We start from the raw sequence: 15,751 nt of genomic DNA, 5'->3' as shown, positions 1-15,751 counted from the left end.
TTCTGTCGCTTCTTGCGCTTCTCGTCGTTTCTGGCCAACGGCGCGGCCGTGCGGTGCGGCCGGGGCCCGGGGTCGGGTCGTGCCGCCGGTCGGGGTCAGGTGCGCAGCAGGGCGGTGAGGTGGGAGTCCAGGACCTCGTGGGCCTCCTCCGGGGTCAGGTGGCCGACCAGGACGTGGCCGGTGAGGCCGTCCGCGAGGGCGAGCAGGGTGCGGGCCGCCCGGCGGGCCGCACCTTCCCCGGCCGTCGGCGCGGTCGCGTCCACGACCAGTCCCGTGAACACGTCCTCCAGGCCCGCGTAGTTGGCCCGCAGGATCACGGCCAGCGGTTCGCTGACCGCCGCCTGCGCGAGGAAGGCGAGCCACACCCGGGCCTCCGCCCGGTGCTCCGCCCGGAGCAGCGAGACCTCGGTCGCCGCGTGCCCCAGCGCCGTGCCGGCGGACTGGGCGGGGCTGCGCAGCAGTCGGGTGCGCACCCGGTCGGCGACGCGTTCGCCCACGTACGCGAGGGCGAAGACGAGCATCTCCTCCTTGGTGCGGAAGCACCGCTGGACCGCGCCCATCGACACCTGTGCGCGCGCCGCGACGTCGCGGAGGGTGACGCCCTCCAGTCCGCTCTCGTCGGCCAGCCGGCACACGGCCTCGGCGATCACCTGTCGGCGCGCCTCGTGGTCCACCTGCTTCGGCACCTGCTCCGTCCCCTCCCTGCGCACGCGGCGCGGAGTCCGCTCCGCGGGCGTCGTCGCCCGTTCGGTCGTCGTCGTCCGTTCGAGCGCCGTCATCCGTTCGAGCGCCGTCATCCGTTCGGGTGTCGTCGCCCGTTCGACCGGTGTCACGCATTTATTCGATGCACTCGCATCGGATCTCAGTCTAATGTTCCGATGCGCTTGCATCGGAAAAGCCGTGGCGGCGCCGGCGGAGGGGAACGGAAATGATCATGCGAACGACCCGACGGGAGACCCTGTGGCAGCTGTCGGCCGCGGCCCAGGCGGCCGCGGTCCGAGCGGGGGAGGTCACGGCCGTCGAACTCGTCGACAGCCACCTGGAGCGCATCGCGGAGGTCAACCCGCGCGTCAACGCCGTCACGCAGCTCTTCGCGGACCGCGCCCGCGAGGACGCCGCCGCCACCGACCGCGCCCGGGCGGCCGGCGAGGCGCTGGGGCCGCTCGCCGGGGTGCCGTTCACGGTGAAGGAGACCACGCCCGTCGAGGGCGTGCCGACCACCTTCGGCTCGCCCCGCTTCCGCGACCACGTGGCCGCGGCCGACGCCCCGCCGGTGGCCCGGCTGCGCGCGGCCGGCGCCGTTCCGATCGGGCACGCCAACATGCCCACCCTCGTCCTGGCCGGCATGCACACCCGCAGCGAGCTGTACGGCGACACGCTCAATCCCTGGGACGCCGGCCGCACGCCGGGAGGCAGCAGCGGTGGCGACGCGGTGGCCGTCGCCACCGGCATGGCGCCGCTGGGACTCGGCAACGACTCCGGCGGATCCGTCCGGGTCCCCGCCCAGTTCTGCGGGGTGGCGGCCCTCAAGCCCACCCCGGGCCGGTTCCCCGCCGACCGCCGCGTGTTCGGCCCGGACGACCCCGGCCCGGCGTCGCAACTGCTCGTCACCGACGGCCCGTTGGCCCGCACGGTGGCCGACCTGAGGCTCGCGTACGAGGCCTTGGCCGGGCCCGACCCGCGGGATCCGTGGACCGTGCCCGTGCCGGTGTACGGCGAACCGCTCGCCGGCCCCCTGAAGGTGGCCGTCGTCGCGGACCCGGGCGGGCACGGGGTCCACCCGTCGATCGCGACCGCCGTGGCCGTCGCCGCCGGGGCACTGGCCGACGCCGGCTACGACGTCCGCGAAGTGGCGGACGTTCCGCGCCTCGACGAGACCCTGGCGGCGTACACGGGCATCACGCTCGCCGAGTTCGCGCCGAGCTGGCCGGCCGTCCGGGGCCTGCTCGGACCGGGCGGCGACCGGTACATCGGCATGGTGATGGCGGACGCCGTGCCCGCGACCGGCGCCGAGGTGATGCGACTGATGGGGGCCTGGTTGGGCATCCGGCGCTCGTGGGCCGAGTTCCTGGACGCGTATCCGCTGCTGCTGGGGCCGGTGTTCACCGAGCCGCCGGTCGAACCCGGCCTGGAGTCCCGGGACCGGGCCGGGCGCGACCGGGTCGCGTCGGCGATGCGGCTGTGCACGGCGACGAGCTTCGCGGGGCTGCCGGCCGTCGCCGTCCCCACCGGTACGGCCGACGGGCTCCCGACGGGGGTGCAGCTCGTGGGGCGGCCCTTCCGCGAGGACCTGTGCCTGGCGGCGGCGGCCGAGGTCGAGGCGCGGGTGGTGGCTCGGATGGGGCTGCTGACTCCGGTCACGCCGGTCGTGCCGGGCGCGCCGGCCGGGCCTTAGGGTGCGGTCGACCGTCGGGACGGGACGGGTAGAGCCGCGATCGGGGCGGGTTCGGCTTTGGCCGGTCCGGTCGACTGCGGTTCGGTCTGGTTCGGTCCAGTTCGGTTCGGCCTGGACCCGGGGTGCGCGCGGCGGCCGGGTCGCCCGGGCGGGCGCTGGTGGGGCCGTACTAGGGCGGTGGTCGGGACCGGGACGTGTTGCAGCAACCTCTCGACGGTCGCGGGTGTTCTCTGTGCGGAGTGATCTCGTGCCGCGCCCCCTCCATCGGGCAGGCTGTACGGACGATCACTCGACAGACGCAGGTCCGAGAAGGGATTGTCATGACTTCAGCATCCGCGCAGGACAGACTCGCAGCCGTGCACGCGGAGGTGGTCCGCCGCAATCCGGCCGAGCCGGAGTTCCACCAGGCCGCGCGGGAGGTGCTGGAGACCCTGGCGCCGGTCCTGGCCGCCCGCCCCGAGGTGGCCGAGGCCGCGCTGGTCGAGCGGATCGTGGAACCGGAGCGGCAGGTGCTCTTCCGGGTGCCGTGGCAGGACGACCGCGGCCGGACCCACGTCAACCGCGGCTTCCGGGTGGAGTTCAACAGCGCCCTGGGCCCCTACAAGGGCGGCCTGCGCTTCCACCCCACCGTCAACCTCGGCATCGTGAAGTTCCTCGGCTTCGAGCAGATCTTCAAGAACGCCCTCACCGGCCTCGGCATCGGCGGCGGGAAGGGCGGCAGCGACTTCGACCCGCACGGCCGCTCGGACGCCGAAGTCATGCGCTTCTGCCAGTCGTTCATGACCGAGCTCTACCGCCACATCGGCGACCGGACCGACGTTCCGGCCGGCGACATCGGCGTCGGCGGGCGCGAGATCGGCTACCTCTTCGGCCAGTACCGCCGCATCACCAACCGCTGGGAGGCCGGCGTGCTGACCGGCAAGGGCGTCGGCTGGGGCGGGTCCAACGCGCGCACCGAGGCCACCGGTTACGGCAACGTGCTCTTCATGGCCGAGATGCTCCGCCAGCGCGGCGAGGACCTGGAGGGCCAGCAGGCCGTCGTCTCCGGCTCCGGCAACGTGGCCATCTACACGGTCGAGAAGCTCCACCAGCTGGGCGCCCGCGCCCTGACCGTCTCCGACTCCAGCGGCTACGTCGTGGACGACAAGGGCATCGACCTCGAATTGCTCAAGCAGATCAAGGAGGTCGAGCGCGGCCGGGTCGAGGACTACGCGAAGCGGCGCGGCGCGTCGGCGGCCTTCGTCCCCGGCGGTTCGGTCTGGGACGTCCCCGCCGACCTCGCCCTGCCCTCCGCGACCCAGAACGAGCTCGGCGCCGACGCCGCCCGGTCCCTCGTGCGCAACGGCGTCAAGGCCGTGTCCGAAGGCGCGAACATGCCCGTCACGCCGGAGGCCGTACGGGTCCTGCGGGAGGCGGGTGTGGCCTTCGGCCCGGGCAAGGCCGCCAACGCGGGCGGCGTGGCCGTCAGCGCGCTGGAGATGCGCCAGAACAGCGGCCGCGACGTCTGGTCGAAGGAGCGCGTGGAGAGCGAACTCGCCACGGTCATGCAGGACATCCACCGCACCTGCTGGGCGACGGCCGAGCGGTACGGCGCCCCCGGCGACTACGTCACCGGCGCCAACATCGCCGGCTTCGAGCGGGTGGCCGACGCGATGCTGGCCCAGGGGCTGGTCTGAGCGACCGTCCTTCGGCGCCCGGGTCCGGCGGCCCCGGACCCGGCGCCGCCGGACGTCAGATGCCGAACGGCGCCGCGTACCGCACCGTGCCGCCCGGCAGGGCGGCCGTGGGGTCCAGGGCGAGGGCCATCAGGGCCTCGTCGGGGACGTCGACGGTCAGCCGGATGCCGTGCGCCGAAGCGCGGGTGAACCCGAACCGCGGGTAGTAGTCCGGGTGGCCGAGGACGGTGACGAACCGCTCGCCGCGCTCGCCGGCCGCCCGCAGCACGGCGCGTACGGCGGCCGAGCCGGCGCCGGTGCGCTGGTGGTCCGGCCGTACGGCGACCGGGGCCAGGCACACGGCCGGGGTGTCGCCGATGTGGCACCGGGTCAGCAGGGCGTGGCCGATGACGCGGCCGTCGCCGTCGGTGCTGACCACGGAGAGGCCGTCGATCCAGGCAGGGTCGGTGCGCAGGGCGTCGACGAGGTCGGCCTCGGCGGCGGTCTCGAACGCCGCGAGGTTGACCTCGCGGACGGCGCGGACGTCGGCCGGGGTCTCGGCACGGGTGATCCAGGGGGTGGCGTCGGTCATGCGGAGCGGGGGTCCGTTTCGTGGTCGGGCGGTGTGGTTCGTCCCGAGCCTACGCAGGGACCGCGACCGGTGTCCTCGCCTTTTCGGGCGCTCCGGGCGACCGATGAGATGTGCCGTCGGCCCCGCTCGGGGTTCGGCGCCGACGGCACGGGCCGGCTCGCCGCGTACGAGGGGAAGAGCCGCGGCAGGGCCTCTGCAACGACCATGCCCGCCCGCGCACCCCCGCGCACGCCGGGTGATCCACCAGGGGGTCACGCGGCCGCCGCGCCGGGACCGGATCGCTCCGCATATCTGCGGTCAGCCCCCGCGGGGTCCACGCGCACATGCTGCTGTGCATGGCGCTCACCACCGCCGAGATCCATGCGCTGGTCGCGGAGGTGCGGAGGGTCCTGCGCGCCAGCGGCCGCCCGGCTCCGTCGGGCGGGGCCGGGCGGACCGGGGACGTCCCGGGTCAGGAGGGCTTCACGGAGGAGAACGCGGTGACGGTCACGGTGTCGTCGCACTCCGCGAAGACCCCGTCGACCATGGCGATCTGGTGCTTGCCGGCGTCCGGCACGCCCAGGACGATCGTCGGGTAGCTGGACGGCGTCGCGCCGGAGACGCAGTACCCGTCGGCCTCGCCCTGGACCTGGACGAAGGTGAGCTTCGTCCAGGCGCTGCCGCCCGGTGACAGCGGGACCTTGGCCGCCGTACCGCTCTGGGTGACGGCGAGCGGGCGGTTCTTGTCCGGGGAGCCGTTGCCGGCGCCCGCGACGGTCGGGAAGCCGCGCAGGGTGCAGGTGTGGGAGGAGGCGTTCGTCACCGACACGATCGCGGCGCCGGTACCGGTGCCGACCGGACGGTTCTCGGCCTGGCGGGCCTCGGAGACCTTGATGTCGTCCATCGTGCAGGGCTTGGCCGCGTCCCCGGTCCCGCCGGTGCCCCCGGTCCCGCCCGTGCTGCCGCCGGTGGTCGAGCCGCCGCTCGACGACCCGCTCGAGGACCCTCCCGACGTGCCCGCCGAACCCCCGCTCGTGGAGCCTCCGGTGGAGCCGCCGCTGCCCCCGGTCGAGCCCCCGGTGGCCGTCGGCTTCGCCGGTCCGCTGGCGGCCGGCGGGGTCGAGGCCGCGTCGCTCGCGCCGTCGTCACCGGCCGGCGTGCAGCCCGTCATGAGGGCGGCGGCCGCGGCCGCCGTGACCAGTGCCGCCGCGGTCCGGCCGGTGCCTGCTGTGTACTGCATTGGGAGCTCCCCGAGGTTGTACGACCGGTCTCGCGCCGGCACTCGCGTCCGGGGACACGGTGCCGCACGGGGGCGGAGTTCCCGGGGCGGCGCGCTGTGGCGATTCTGTGACGCGTTCATGATCTGACCGGGTTCCCGCGGCCGGCCCGCGGCGATTCCGGCTCCGGTCGGTTCGCTCCGGCCAGTTCGCTCCGGTCAGTTCGCTCCGGGCCGTCCGACCAGCGCTCCGACCAGGCGTTCGATCTGCTCGACGGGCGGGGGCGCGTCGGGGCGTCCGGTCATCAGCAGGTGGTGGAGCGTTCCCACCAGGGCCAGTGCCACCGCGCCGACGTCCAGGTCCGCCGGTGTCCGCCCGAGGTCCCGCTCGGCCACGAGGTACGCCTCGAGGGAGGCCTGGATCGCGTCGAACCCGGGAGCGCCGGCCTCCCACGCCTCGCGGACCCGCGCCGCCGCCGCCGGGCGCGTCACGGCGAGACCGACGACGCCCGGGTCGAGGGACAGCACCGCCGAGGCCAGCGCGAGGAGGTGGCCCGCCACCGTGCCCCGGCCGGCCTCCGCGGGCAGGGCCGCCGCCACCCGCGCCGAGCGGCCGAAGCGGTCCAGCACCAGCTCGGCCACGAACTCGTCGAGCCCCGCGAAGTGCGTGTGCAGCACCCCCTTGGCGCAGTCGGCCTCGGCCGTGACCGCCCGACTGGTGAGGCCGGCGGCCCCGTCCCGGGCCAGCACGCGCTCCGCGGCGTCGAACAGCCGCTCGCGCAGGTCGGGGATGGCTACTCCGCGTGGTGACATCAAGTCCCTCCGGGGGAACGGGGATTGCGAGCATGGGCGGGCGCCCATACTGTTTGGGCGTGCGCCCATTCTATCGGGTGGTGCGCAGTTCCGTACGCCCACACGCGGGAGGCACGTCCATGCCCGAGATCGCCAACACCGCCCAGGCGCAGGCCTGGAACGGCTACGAGGGTGCCCACTGGGCCGCCCACCAGGACCGCTGGGACGCGGTCAACGCGGGGTTCGACCAGCCCCTGCTGGACGCCGCGGTCATCACCCCCGGCGACCGCGTCCTCGACGTCGGCTGCGGCGCCGGGGCCACCACCCGGCTGGCCGCCCGCGCCGCCGGACCCGACGGCAGCGCCCTCGGTCTCGACCTGTCGGCGCCGATGCTGGAGCGCGCCCGGGCGACCGCGGCGCGGGAGGGCCTCGGCACCGTCCGCTTCGAGCAGGGTGACGCGCAGGTCCACCCCTTGCCGCCGGGCGCCTTCGATGTGGCCGTCAGCCGCTTCGGCGTCATGTTCTTCGCCGATCCCGCCGCCGCGTTCGCCAACATCGCGGGCGCCCTGCGGCCGGGCGGCCGCGTCGCCCTGCTCTGCGCCGCCGAGCCGGAGGGCAACGCATGGCTGGCCGCCTTCGCCGCCCTCGCCGACCTGCTCCCGCTCGGCGGCTTCGGACGGCCCGGCGGGCCGGGCATGTTCTCGCTCGCCGCCGCGGGCGCGGGCGCCGCGCTGCTCGACGCCGCGGGCCTGCGCGACGTACGGGCCGAGCACGTCACGGCGTACGGCACCTGGGGGAGCGACGCCCGCGAGGCCGCCGACTTCCTGCTCGACAGCGGGCCCGGCCGCCACCTGACGGCGCGGGTGGACTCCGCCACGCACGACCGCGCCCGGGCCCGGCTCGTCGAGGAGCTGCGGCCGTACGAGGCGGCCGGCGCCGTGCGGCTGCGCGCCACGGGCTGGCTCCTGACGGGCACCGTCGCGGGAGGCTGAGCACGGGCGGGCCGGTCGGCCGGGCCGGTCGGCGGGGGGTACGGCAGGCGGGTCGGACTGGCGGGGTCGGTCAGGCGGGTCGGTCAGGCCGGGGTTCCCAGCGCGGCGGTCAACTCCGCCACGAACGCCACCAGGTGCGGTGCCCGCGGACCGCGCCGGGTGGCGACGTACCAGGTGCGGGTCAGCGGTTCCGGGCCGAAGGGAACCAGGGCCAGGCCCCGCGGAGCCGCGTACGGGGCGGCCACCCAGTTCGGCAGCACGGTGAGGCCCTGGCCGCCGGCCACCAGCTCGACCAGCACGTCGGTGAGTACCGGCACGGTCGTGACGCGGGCGGGCCGGGCGCCGTGGGGGAGGGGCAGCGGGACCGAGGGGATCCGGCTCTGGTCGTACACGTCGTAGAGCAGGAGGCGGGCGTCGGCGAGGTCGTCCGCCGCGACGTGGTCCCTACCCGCCCACGGGTGCCCGACCGGCACCACGGCCACCATCTCGTCCTCGAACAGCCGGGTCAGGCTGACCCGGTCCGCCTCCCGGTCCGGCTTGGTGACCAGCGCGACGTCCACCCGGTCCGCCAGCAGCGCCGGCACGGGAGCGTCGTCGGCCACCCGCTCGATGCGGACCTCCGCGTCCGGGTGCCGCGCGCGGAAGGCGCGGAGCACCGGCGGCAGCCACTGGTACGTGGTGCTGCACTGGGCCGTGAACCGCACGTACCGCTCGTGCCCCTCGCGCATCTCGTGCAGGTCCCGCACGGCCGACTCCAACTCGGCCAGCACCCGGCGGGCGGCGACCAGCATCCGCCGGCCGGCCGCGTTCGGGACCAGCCGGCGGCCGCGGCGGTCGAACAGCGGCATGCCGAGCCGGTCCTCGAGCCGGGTGAGCCGTTGGCTGAGCGCGGGCTGGCTCACGTAGAGGCGCTCGGCCGCGGCGGTCAGGGTGCCCGCGTCCGCGGTGGCGGACAGCAGCTCCAGGTCGCGCAGGTCCACCTCGGCCGTCATAAGCCCGGATTATGTCAGGCTCCGATTTCCGTCGTGGTGTGATGGGCCGCCCGCTCGTAGCGTCGGATCAGCGGCCCGGACGCCAGTCGGGGCCGGCCGAACGGCCCACGAGACCAGGAGCGTTCCCATGCCGTCCACCACGCCCCCGCCCGCCCCCGGGGCCGCCGTCGCGACCGCCGCCACCGGCGTCGTCGCCTCCCCGGTCGCCACCGCCGTCACCACCTCCCCGGCCGGCGCGGCGGCGGCCGGCGCGGCGGACGCCGCCGTACGACGGGTGCTGGCCGCCTACTTCGACGGTCTCCACCACGGCGACACGGCCGTCCTGGCCGGGGTGTTCCACCCCGAAGCCGTCTACGCCACCGCCAGCGAGGGCACGTTGCTGCGGCTGACCATGCCGGAGTACTTCCCGGTGGTGGCCGCCCGGGAGCCGCCCGCCGCGCGCCGGGAGGCGCGGCGGGACCTGGTGGTGTCGGTGGAGTTCGCCGGGCCCGTGACCGCGCTCGCCCGCGTGGAGTGCTCGATGGGGCCGCGTCGGTACACCGACTTCCTGACGCTGCTCCTGCTGGACGGGCGCTGGCAGGTCATCGCCAAGGTCTTCCACTTCGAGACCCGGCCCGCGGAGGGGGAGTGAGCCGGCCCCGCGGGTGCGCGGCACGCGCGGGGGCGGCCGCGGAAGGCGGGGGTGCGTTCACGTGGCGCGGTCGGGACCGCCGACGACGCGCTCCAGGTCGGTCATGAGGGCGTCGAGCCAGGACACGGCCGCGTAGTACAGCCGTGGTGCCCCGTCCGGCTCGGCCGCGAAGCCGTCGAAGGCCGGGTCCCGGAGGGGGACCGGGGCGGACGGGGTGTCGCCGCCGGGATCGAGGGCGGCGGAGACCAGCAGCATCCGCCCGGCCACGCGGTCGCCCAGCCGGGTCAGCGCCTCCGCCGCCGGACCGGACAGCGGCGGCACGGCGACCGCCGCCGTCAACCGGCCCGCTCCCCACAGCGTGTGGTGTCCCGCCATCAGGGCGGCCTGCCAGTCGGTCCCGGGCAGGGTCAGCGGCTGGGGTTGTGGCTGGGGCTGGGGCTGGGGCCCGGCCGCCGTACCGGCCGTACTCCCGATGGCCGTACCCGTACCCGTACCCGTACCCGTAGCCGTTCCCGCACCCGTCGCCGTCCCGGGCGTCGCTCCGCCGAAGGCCGGCGTCTCGCTCGCGAACTGCGCGTACGCCGACTCCGCGAGGACCACGGCCCGGGTCAGGGACCGGCGCCCGAAGACCCCGCCCGGCGTCTCGCGGGCACCGGAGGGGGTGCCGGTCCGGGCGGCCGCGGCGCCGGCCGTCGCCGGGCCCGCCCGTGCCGCCGCCACCCCGACCGCGGTCCCCGCCGAGGGCGCCGCGCCGACCGCGGTCGGCGTGCCCGCCACCGCGTCCGCCGTCACCGTCCCGACGTCCGTGCCGTCCGCCGCCCCGACCGCGCCCGCCTCCGCCGCCAGCGAGGCCGTCGTGGCGACCACGATCTCGGCCGCCCGCCGCAGGAGCCCCGCCCCCGCCCGCCGCAGCTCGTCGTGGGCGCCCCGCGGCCAGGCCAGCAGGCCGAAGACGCATCCGATCGTGCTGCCGATCAGCACGTCCAGCAGCCGGAACTCGGCCAGGTGCCAGTTGGCGGTCGCGAGTTGCGCGAACACCGTGGCCACCGTCATCGAGAAGAACGCCTGCGCCCAGCCCACCCCGCGCACCGGCCCGAGGGTGAACGTCACCAGCAGCAGCACCGGCAGCACGGCCGCGTACACGGTGGAGTCCCCGCCGGCCGCCGTCAGGAGCGCCGCCGTGGCCGTCACGCCGATCAGCGTGCCCGCCAGCGCCACCCGGACCGTGCGCCAGGTCTCGCCGACCGTGGTCCGGGTCAGCGTCAGGGCCGCCAGCATCGCCCAGAAGCCGTGCGGCAGCGTGTCCACGCCGGCGACCAGGCGGGCCGCCGCCAACGCGAGGCTGATCCGCACGGCGTTCTGGAAGAACACCGACCGCCGCCCGGCGTGCCCCGAGAGCCGGTGCCACCACAGCTCCGGCGCGCGCATGCCCGCGTACCAGAACCGGTCCGGCGACGTCAGGCTCGCCGGCAGCCGGTCCGCCACGGGCCGCTCCACCGCCGCGGCCCGACCCCGTACCGCCAAGTCGGCGGCCGTCGCGGCCGTCAGCGCGGTGTCGGCCACCTCCAGCACGGCCGCTTCCCGGCGCAGCGCCGCCGCCGGCACCGAGCCGGGCGGCGAGGGCCGATCGGCCAGGGACCCGCGCGCGGCCCGCAGGGCCTCGTACGTCGCCCCCGGGGCCGCCCCGGACCGCAGCCTGGCGGCCGCGTCCGCCGCCGCGGCGGCCACCGCGCCCAGGACCTCGGTACCGGAGCGCGCGGGGTCCCGGCCGGGCGGGACCGCGGGCAGTCGGGCCAACCGGGCGAGCAGGGTCCGGGTGGCCAGTCCGGTGTGCGCCCGGGCGCGCTCCCGTACGCCGGGACCGGCCGGCCGCTCGGCCTCCGGCACCCGCAGGGCGCGCAGCGACGTGCCGGCGTCCTGGGCCGCCCGCACGGAGTCCACCGGCAGCGCGTACGGCGGACCGGACAGCCGGCGCGCGCAGTCCGCGGCGGTCTCCAGGGCGCGGGCGGCGCGCTCCGGGTAGGAGGGCGGCGGCGGCTCCGGGAAGACCAGCGCCTCGGCCAGGACCAGCAGCACGAGCCCGACGGTCGTGCCCAGCAGGCGGTCGCCGAGGGAGTCCGGGTCGTAGGGCGGGAAGGAGGGCAGGATGTACAGCAGTTGCAGGCCGGGCCCGGCCCCCGCCAGCCGGGGCCCGCCGACGGCGACGAAGGTCAGCACGAAGCCGATGACCAGCATCCCGACGACCGCGGTCCAGGTCCGTACGGACAGGTACGTGCCGATGACGACCAGCAGCCAGCACACCGGCAGCAGCCGTACCAGCTGGGCGGCCCGCTGCGGGCCCGTGCCCGGGATGCGCGACAGCCCCGCCAGGGACACCGAGCCGAACAGCGCGTACGTCGCCGCCACCGGCCGGTCCAGGCCGTACAGGAACGCGTAGAACCCGGCCGAGGCGACCAGCGCGATCCGCACCGCCCGCCGCGCCGCACCGGCGTAGGCACTCGGAATGCGGCCCCCGCCGACACCACCCACCTCACCAGCATCACGTACGCCGGCGCTTCCGGCACCCCGGGTCGACCGCCGCGAACACCGCCCCCACCTGCGGGTCGTCCGTCCGGCGCGGAGTCGTGGACGTGGCCGGGCCGGACGGTCAGGCCGTTCCGGGGTCGCGGGGCCGGGAGCGGTGGTCCTGCCAGGCGCGCACGGCCTCGGCGCGGGGGGCGTCCGGGTGCGCGGCGTGCCACTCGCGCAGGAAGCGGTTGAACTCGAACTGCGCGCCGATCTCCTGGGGCCGGGCCGCCTCCGCGCGCGTGTCGTGCCAGTGCGCGACGGCGTCCGCCAGGGTCAGGCCCGCGCCCTCGGCGACGAACTGCCGCATGAAGGCGTCGAAGTGGAACGTCGGCCCGATCTCGCGGCGGAAGAACTCCCGCAGCACCTGGCTGCACCGCTGACCCTCGGGGATCACGCTCGTGCCGTCGACCGGCGCGGCCAGCTGCCGTCCCGTGCCGCGCGCCCGTCGGGCGCCGGGCGCGGCCCCGGCGGGCGGGGCGCCGTCCAGGGCGGCGCGGAGCCGCTCGGTGAGCGCCTCCTTGCCGCCGCCGCGCGGGACGCCGAGTTCCCGGGCGAACGCGGTCAGCTCGGCCAGGGTCCAGTACCAGCGTGCCAGTTCGTCCCCGGTCAGGGCGCGGCTGAGGGCGGGTCGCGCCCCGGACTCGTCGTTCGTACGCATGTTCCCATCGTAGGGCCATCCGATCCCGTTCAACGTTCATTGAAATGCCCGAAGACGCCCCCATCGCTCGTATGACTGTGTGATGATGACGCCGCCTCCGCTTTTCCGCGGTGAACCGCGGGCGGGGGCTTCGTCATTCGCACATGGGAGGGGAAGCCTTGAGAAAGGCCGCTGTCTTCGTCGCGGGCGCCGTCGCCGCCGTCACCGCACTCGCCGTTCCGTCGGCGGGCGCCGCGACGCACCAGGCCGGACTGCACTTCGGCGCGCTCCAGTTCGACGGTCCGGGCGCGGACCTGCCGCGCACGAACGCGAAGCTGAACGCGGAGTACGTGGACCTGCACAACAACAGCCGGTCCGCGGTCCGGCTCACCGGCTACACGGTGAAGACCGCTTCCGGTTTCCTCTACACCTTCCGCTCGTTCACGCTCGGCGCGGGCAAGACGGTCCGGCTGCACAACGGCCAGGGCACCGACACCGCTGCCCACGTCTACCGCAAGAAGAACAACTACTGGTTCAACAACTCCAGCGGCTCGGTGAACCTCCTCACCCCGCGCGGCGCCAAGAAGGACAGCTGCTCCTGGCGCGCCAACGGCCGCGGCTGGACCAGCTGCCACTGAGCCGCCCCCCGGCCGGCTCCGGCCGCCACCGGCCGGCCCCGCCGGGCCCCCGCGCCGCGATCGGCCGCGGGGGCCCGGTGCGCGTCGGACGCCGTCCGCCGACGCGTCAGGCGTCGTCCGCCGCCCCGCGTCGCCGGGCGACGACCACCGCGTCGTGCAGGGTCGCGTCGTTGCCGTCGGCGTCCTGCACCGTCCGCGGCCGGCTCTCGCAGACCCGCACGTCCCACTCCGCCGGGTCGAGGTCGGCGACGACCGCCTCCGGCGTGTACAGCATGTCCGGGAACAGCCGCGGCCCCGCGCCGGACCGCAGGTCCCACGGGTGGTGGCCGACCACCAACAGGGTGCCGCCCGGCGCCACCGCGGCGCCCAGCCGCCGGAACATCTCCGTGCGCAGCTCCCCGGGCAGCTGCATGAACTGCGCGGAGACCAGCTCGTACGCCCCCTGCGCCGGCGGCTCCTCCAGCAGGTCGGTCCGCGTGAACGCGATCCGCCCCGCGACCTCCGCGCCCGCCTCCGCGACGTGCGCCCCGGCCCGCTCCAGCGCCGTGGCGGAGATGTCCACCGCGGTCACCCGCCAGCCCCGCCCGGCCAGCCAGAGCGCGTCCGCGCCCTCGCCGCAGCCCACGTCGAGCGCCCGGCCGGGCTCGAGGCCGGTCACCTCGGCGACCAGCTGGGGGTTGGGCCGGCCGCTCCACAGCGCGGACTTGGCCCGGTAGCGCTCCTCCCACCCCTCCTTGCTGAACGTCTCGCCGATCCGCTCCCGGTACACCTCGACGGCCTCCCGGGTGTCCTCGGCGACCAGGTCGGCGTTGATGGCCGCCCCGGCCTTCAGGCCCATCGCGGCCGCGGCGACCACCTGGGCCTGTACGTCGGCCACGTTGCCGGCCACCCACACGCCGGGCACGTCCGTCGCGCCGAAGGCGTCGGCGGCCACCTGGCTGCCGATCACGGTGCCGGCCACCGCCACGTCGACCACCTCCAGCCCCAGGGACTCGGCCAGCTCCACGTGGGCGTCCAGGGTCGGGGCCACCACCAGCGCGTCGAGCGCCACCGTCTCGCCCGGAACCGTCCGCACCCCGGTCAGGCGGCCCTCGGCGTCCCGCTCCAGTGCGGCGACCGGCCCGTCCACGACGAAGATCCCGCGGGCCGCCAGGCGCTCGGCCTGCTCCGGGGCCGGCACCGGAGCGCCGTGCCGCAGCACCAGCACGTGCGGGGTCCACTGCCGCCACAGCTCCGCCTGGTGCCAGGCCGGCGGCCCGGTCGCCAGGATCCCGACGCGCAGGTCCCGGACCTCCCAGCCGTGGCAGTACGGGCAGTGCAGGACGTCGCCGCCCCAGTGGTCGGCCAGCCCCGGCAGGTCCGGCAGCCGGTCGGCCAGACCGGTGGCCAGCAGCAGCCGCCGGGCCCGTACGGGATCCCCGTCCGCCGGGGTCACCAGGAAGCCGTCGCCGTCCTTGGCGACCGCCGCGACCCGCCCGTCGACGATCCGGCCCCCGTACCGGGTCACCTCGGTGCGACCGGCCGCCGCCAGCTCGGCCGGCGCGGTGCCGTCCCGGGTCAGGAAGTTGTGCACGTGCCCGGAGGGCGCGTTGCGCGGCTCCCCGGCGTCGATGACCAGGACCGAGCGGCGGGCCCGCGCGAGCGCCAGCGCGCCGCTCAGCCCGGCCGCGCCGCCGCCGACGACCACCACGTCGTACACGCCGCCGCGCGGCTCCCCGTCGACGTCGTCGCCCGCACCGGGCCCGGTGCCCCCGGCCCGGTCGCCGTGGCCGCCAAGGTCGCCGTGGTCGCCGTGCCCGTGCTGACCGTGCTTGTGGCCCGCCCGGCCCCGGCCGTCGTGCCTGGGCCCCTCGTGGCCGTGGCCGCGACCGCGTCCTTCGTGTCCGTGCCGACCCTGACCGTGCAGCCCGTGGCCCTCGTGCCCCTGCTCCGCCCGCTCCATGCCGGGCCTCCTTCCGCTCGTCGGTGCTGCTGCCCACGGTGCGCCCGACACCCTGCTCCGGCAAAGTAGCCTTGCCGATATGGCAAACGACGACGCCGCGGTCCTCGCCGCGGTCGGCCCCCGGCTGCGCGCCCTGCGGAAGAAGCGTGACCTCACCCTGAGCCGGCTCGCCGAGACCACCGGCATCTCCGCCAGCACCCTCTCCCGCCTGGAGTCCGGCGAGCGCAAGCCCAACCTGGAGCTCCTGCTGCCGCTGGCCCGTGCCTACGAGGTGCCGCTCGACGAGCTGGTCGGCGCGCCGCCGGTCGGCGACCCGCGGGTACCGCTGCGGCCCATCCGGCACGGCGAATCGACCATCGTGCCGCTGACCCAGCAGGCCGGCGGCCCCCAGGCCTTCAAGATGGTCATCCCCGCCGACCGCCGCGAGCCCGACCCGCGCACCCACGAGGGCTACGAGTGGCTGTACGTGCTCAGCGGCACCCTGCGCCTGGTCCTCGCGGAGCACGACATCGTGCTCAGGCCCGGCGAGGCCGCCGAGTTCGACACCCGCCTGCCGCACTGGTTCGGCAGCACCGGCGACGCCCCGGTCGAGATCCTCAGCCTCTTCGGCCCCCAGGGCGAACGCATGCACGTCCGCGCCAAGCCCAAGGCCGCCCGCCGGCCGTGACACCCGGCCCCGGCACGAGGACCGCCCCCGGCCCGGCCGGTACGGGACCGGCGGA

The 15,751-nt window shown here is 76.1% G+C and carries 14 protein-coding genes; 6 read left to right on the top strand and 8 right to left on the bottom strand.

Annotated elements, in window-relative coordinates; genetic code table 11:
- Positions 1-95: 95 nt before the first annotated feature.
- A complete protein-coding gene (locus ACIQCH_RS17210) occupies positions 96-686 on the bottom strand; it encodes a TetR/AcrR family transcriptional regulator (protein ID WP_402581695.1) in 591 nt (196 codons plus the stop codon).
- Positions 687-934: 248 nt separating this feature from the next.
- On the opposite strand from ACIQCH_RS17210, the gene ACIQCH_RS17205 reads away from it, so the two are divergent.
- Together ACIQCH_RS17205 and gdhA are read left to right on the top strand one after the other, a co-directional pair.
- Positions 935-2,395: an amidase gene (locus ACIQCH_RS17205; RefSeq protein ID WP_402581590.1), complete on the top strand. Its 1,461-nt coding sequence runs from the start codon at positions 935-937 to the stop codon at positions 2,393-2,395.
- 320 nt (positions 2,396-2,715) lie between these two features.
- Positions 2,716-4,071: an NADP-specific glutamate dehydrogenase gene (gene gdhA, locus ACIQCH_RS17200; RefSeq protein WP_402581588.1), complete on the top strand. Its 1,356-nt coding sequence runs from the start codon at positions 2,716-2,718 to the stop codon at positions 4,069-4,071.
- Between the two features lie 55 nt (positions 4,072-4,126).
- Here gdhA and ACIQCH_RS17195 read toward each other — a convergent pair whose 3' ends face one another.
- The 3 genes from ACIQCH_RS17195 to ACIQCH_RS17185 all read right to left on the bottom strand — a co-directional run bounded on the left by ACIQCH_RS17195 (position 4,127) and on the right by ACIQCH_RS17185 (position 6,650).
- Complete coding sequence (locus ACIQCH_RS17195) at positions 4,127-4,642, bottom strand: GNAT family N-acetyltransferase (RefSeq protein WP_402581586.1); 516 nt, start codon at positions 4,640-4,642, stop codon at positions 4,127-4,129.
- A gap of 451 nt (positions 4,643-5,093) precedes the next feature.
- A complete protein-coding gene (locus tag ACIQCH_RS17190; RefSeq protein WP_402581585.1) occupies positions 5,094-5,861 on the bottom strand; it encodes a DUF4232 domain-containing protein in 768 nt (255 codons plus the stop codon).
- A gap of 195 nt (positions 5,862-6,056) precedes the next feature.
- Complete coding sequence (locus ACIQCH_RS17185; RefSeq protein WP_402581583.1) at positions 6,057-6,650, bottom strand: TetR/AcrR family transcriptional regulator; 594 nt, start codon at positions 6,648-6,650, stop codon at positions 6,057-6,059.
- A gap of 119 nt (positions 6,651-6,769) precedes the next feature.
- Here ACIQCH_RS17185 and ACIQCH_RS17180 point away from each other — a divergent pair, with 119 nt between their 5' ends.
- Positions 6,770-7,621, top strand: coding sequence for a class I SAM-dependent methyltransferase (locus ACIQCH_RS17180; RefSeq protein WP_402581581.1), 852 nt, complete (start codon positions 6,770-6,772; stop codon positions 7,619-7,621).
- Positions 7,622-7,704: 83 nt separating this feature from the next.
- Here the strand turns inward: ACIQCH_RS17180 and ACIQCH_RS17175 are convergent, their stop codons facing one another.
- Positions 7,705-8,613 (bottom strand): LysR family transcriptional regulator, encoded by a 909-nt coding sequence (locus tag ACIQCH_RS17175; RefSeq protein ID WP_402581579.1) that lies wholly within the window; start codon positions 8,611-8,613, stop codon positions 7,705-7,707.
- Between the two features lie 127 nt (positions 8,614-8,740).
- On the opposite strand from ACIQCH_RS17175, the gene ACIQCH_RS17170 reads away from it, so the two are divergent.
- Complete coding sequence (locus tag ACIQCH_RS17170) at positions 8,741-9,244, top strand: nuclear transport factor 2 family protein (RefSeq protein WP_402581577.1); 504 nt, start codon at positions 8,741-8,743, stop codon at positions 9,242-9,244.
- A 57-nt stretch (positions 9,245-9,301) separates the two neighbouring features.
- On the opposite strand, the gene ACIQCH_RS17165 is transcribed toward ACIQCH_RS17170, so the two are convergent.
- Together ACIQCH_RS17165 and ACIQCH_RS17160 are read right to left on the bottom strand one after the other, a co-directional pair.
- Positions 9,302-11,773, bottom strand: a complete 2,472-nt coding sequence (locus ACIQCH_RS17165) for an FUSC family protein (RefSeq protein ID WP_402581575.1) — start codon at positions 11,771-11,773, stop codon at positions 9,302-9,304.
- Positions 11,774-11,891: 118 nt separating this feature from the next.
- Complete coding sequence (locus ACIQCH_RS17160; protein WP_402581573.1) at positions 11,892-12,470, bottom strand: DUF6434 domain-containing protein; 579 nt, start codon at positions 12,468-12,470, stop codon at positions 11,892-11,894.
- 158 nt (positions 12,471-12,628) lie between these two features.
- Here ACIQCH_RS17160 and ACIQCH_RS17155 point away from each other — a divergent pair, with 158 nt between their 5' ends.
- Positions 12,629-13,087 carry a lamin tail domain-containing protein gene (locus tag ACIQCH_RS17155; protein ID WP_402581571.1) on the top strand — a complete coding sequence of 153 codons (459 nt, stop codon included), beginning with the start codon at positions 12,629-12,631 and terminating at the stop codon, positions 13,085-13,087.
- Positions 13,088-13,193: 106 nt separating this feature from the next.
- Here the strand turns inward: ACIQCH_RS17155 and ACIQCH_RS17150 are convergent, their stop codons facing one another.
- On the bottom strand, positions 13,194-15,029 hold the full coding sequence (locus tag ACIQCH_RS17150; protein WP_402581569.1) for an FAD-dependent oxidoreductase: 1,836 nt from the start codon (positions 15,027-15,029) through the stop codon (positions 13,194-13,196).
- A 79-nt stretch (positions 15,030-15,108) separates the two neighbouring features.
- On the opposite strand from ACIQCH_RS17150, the gene ACIQCH_RS17145 reads away from it, so the two are divergent.
- On the top strand, positions 15,109-15,696 hold the full coding sequence (locus ACIQCH_RS17145) for a helix-turn-helix domain-containing protein (RefSeq protein ID WP_402581567.1): 588 nt from the start codon (positions 15,109-15,111) through the stop codon (positions 15,694-15,696).
- Positions 15,697-15,751: the final 55 nt, after the last annotated feature.

The organism is Streptomyces sp. NPDC093225, assembly GCF_044753805.1.
Classification (GTDB): domain Bacteria; phylum Actinomycetota; class Actinomycetes; order Streptomycetales; family Streptomycetaceae; genus Streptomyces.
The sequence above is the reverse complement of the archived record's forward strand: the minus strand, read 5'-3'. Positions and strand labels throughout refer to the sequence as shown.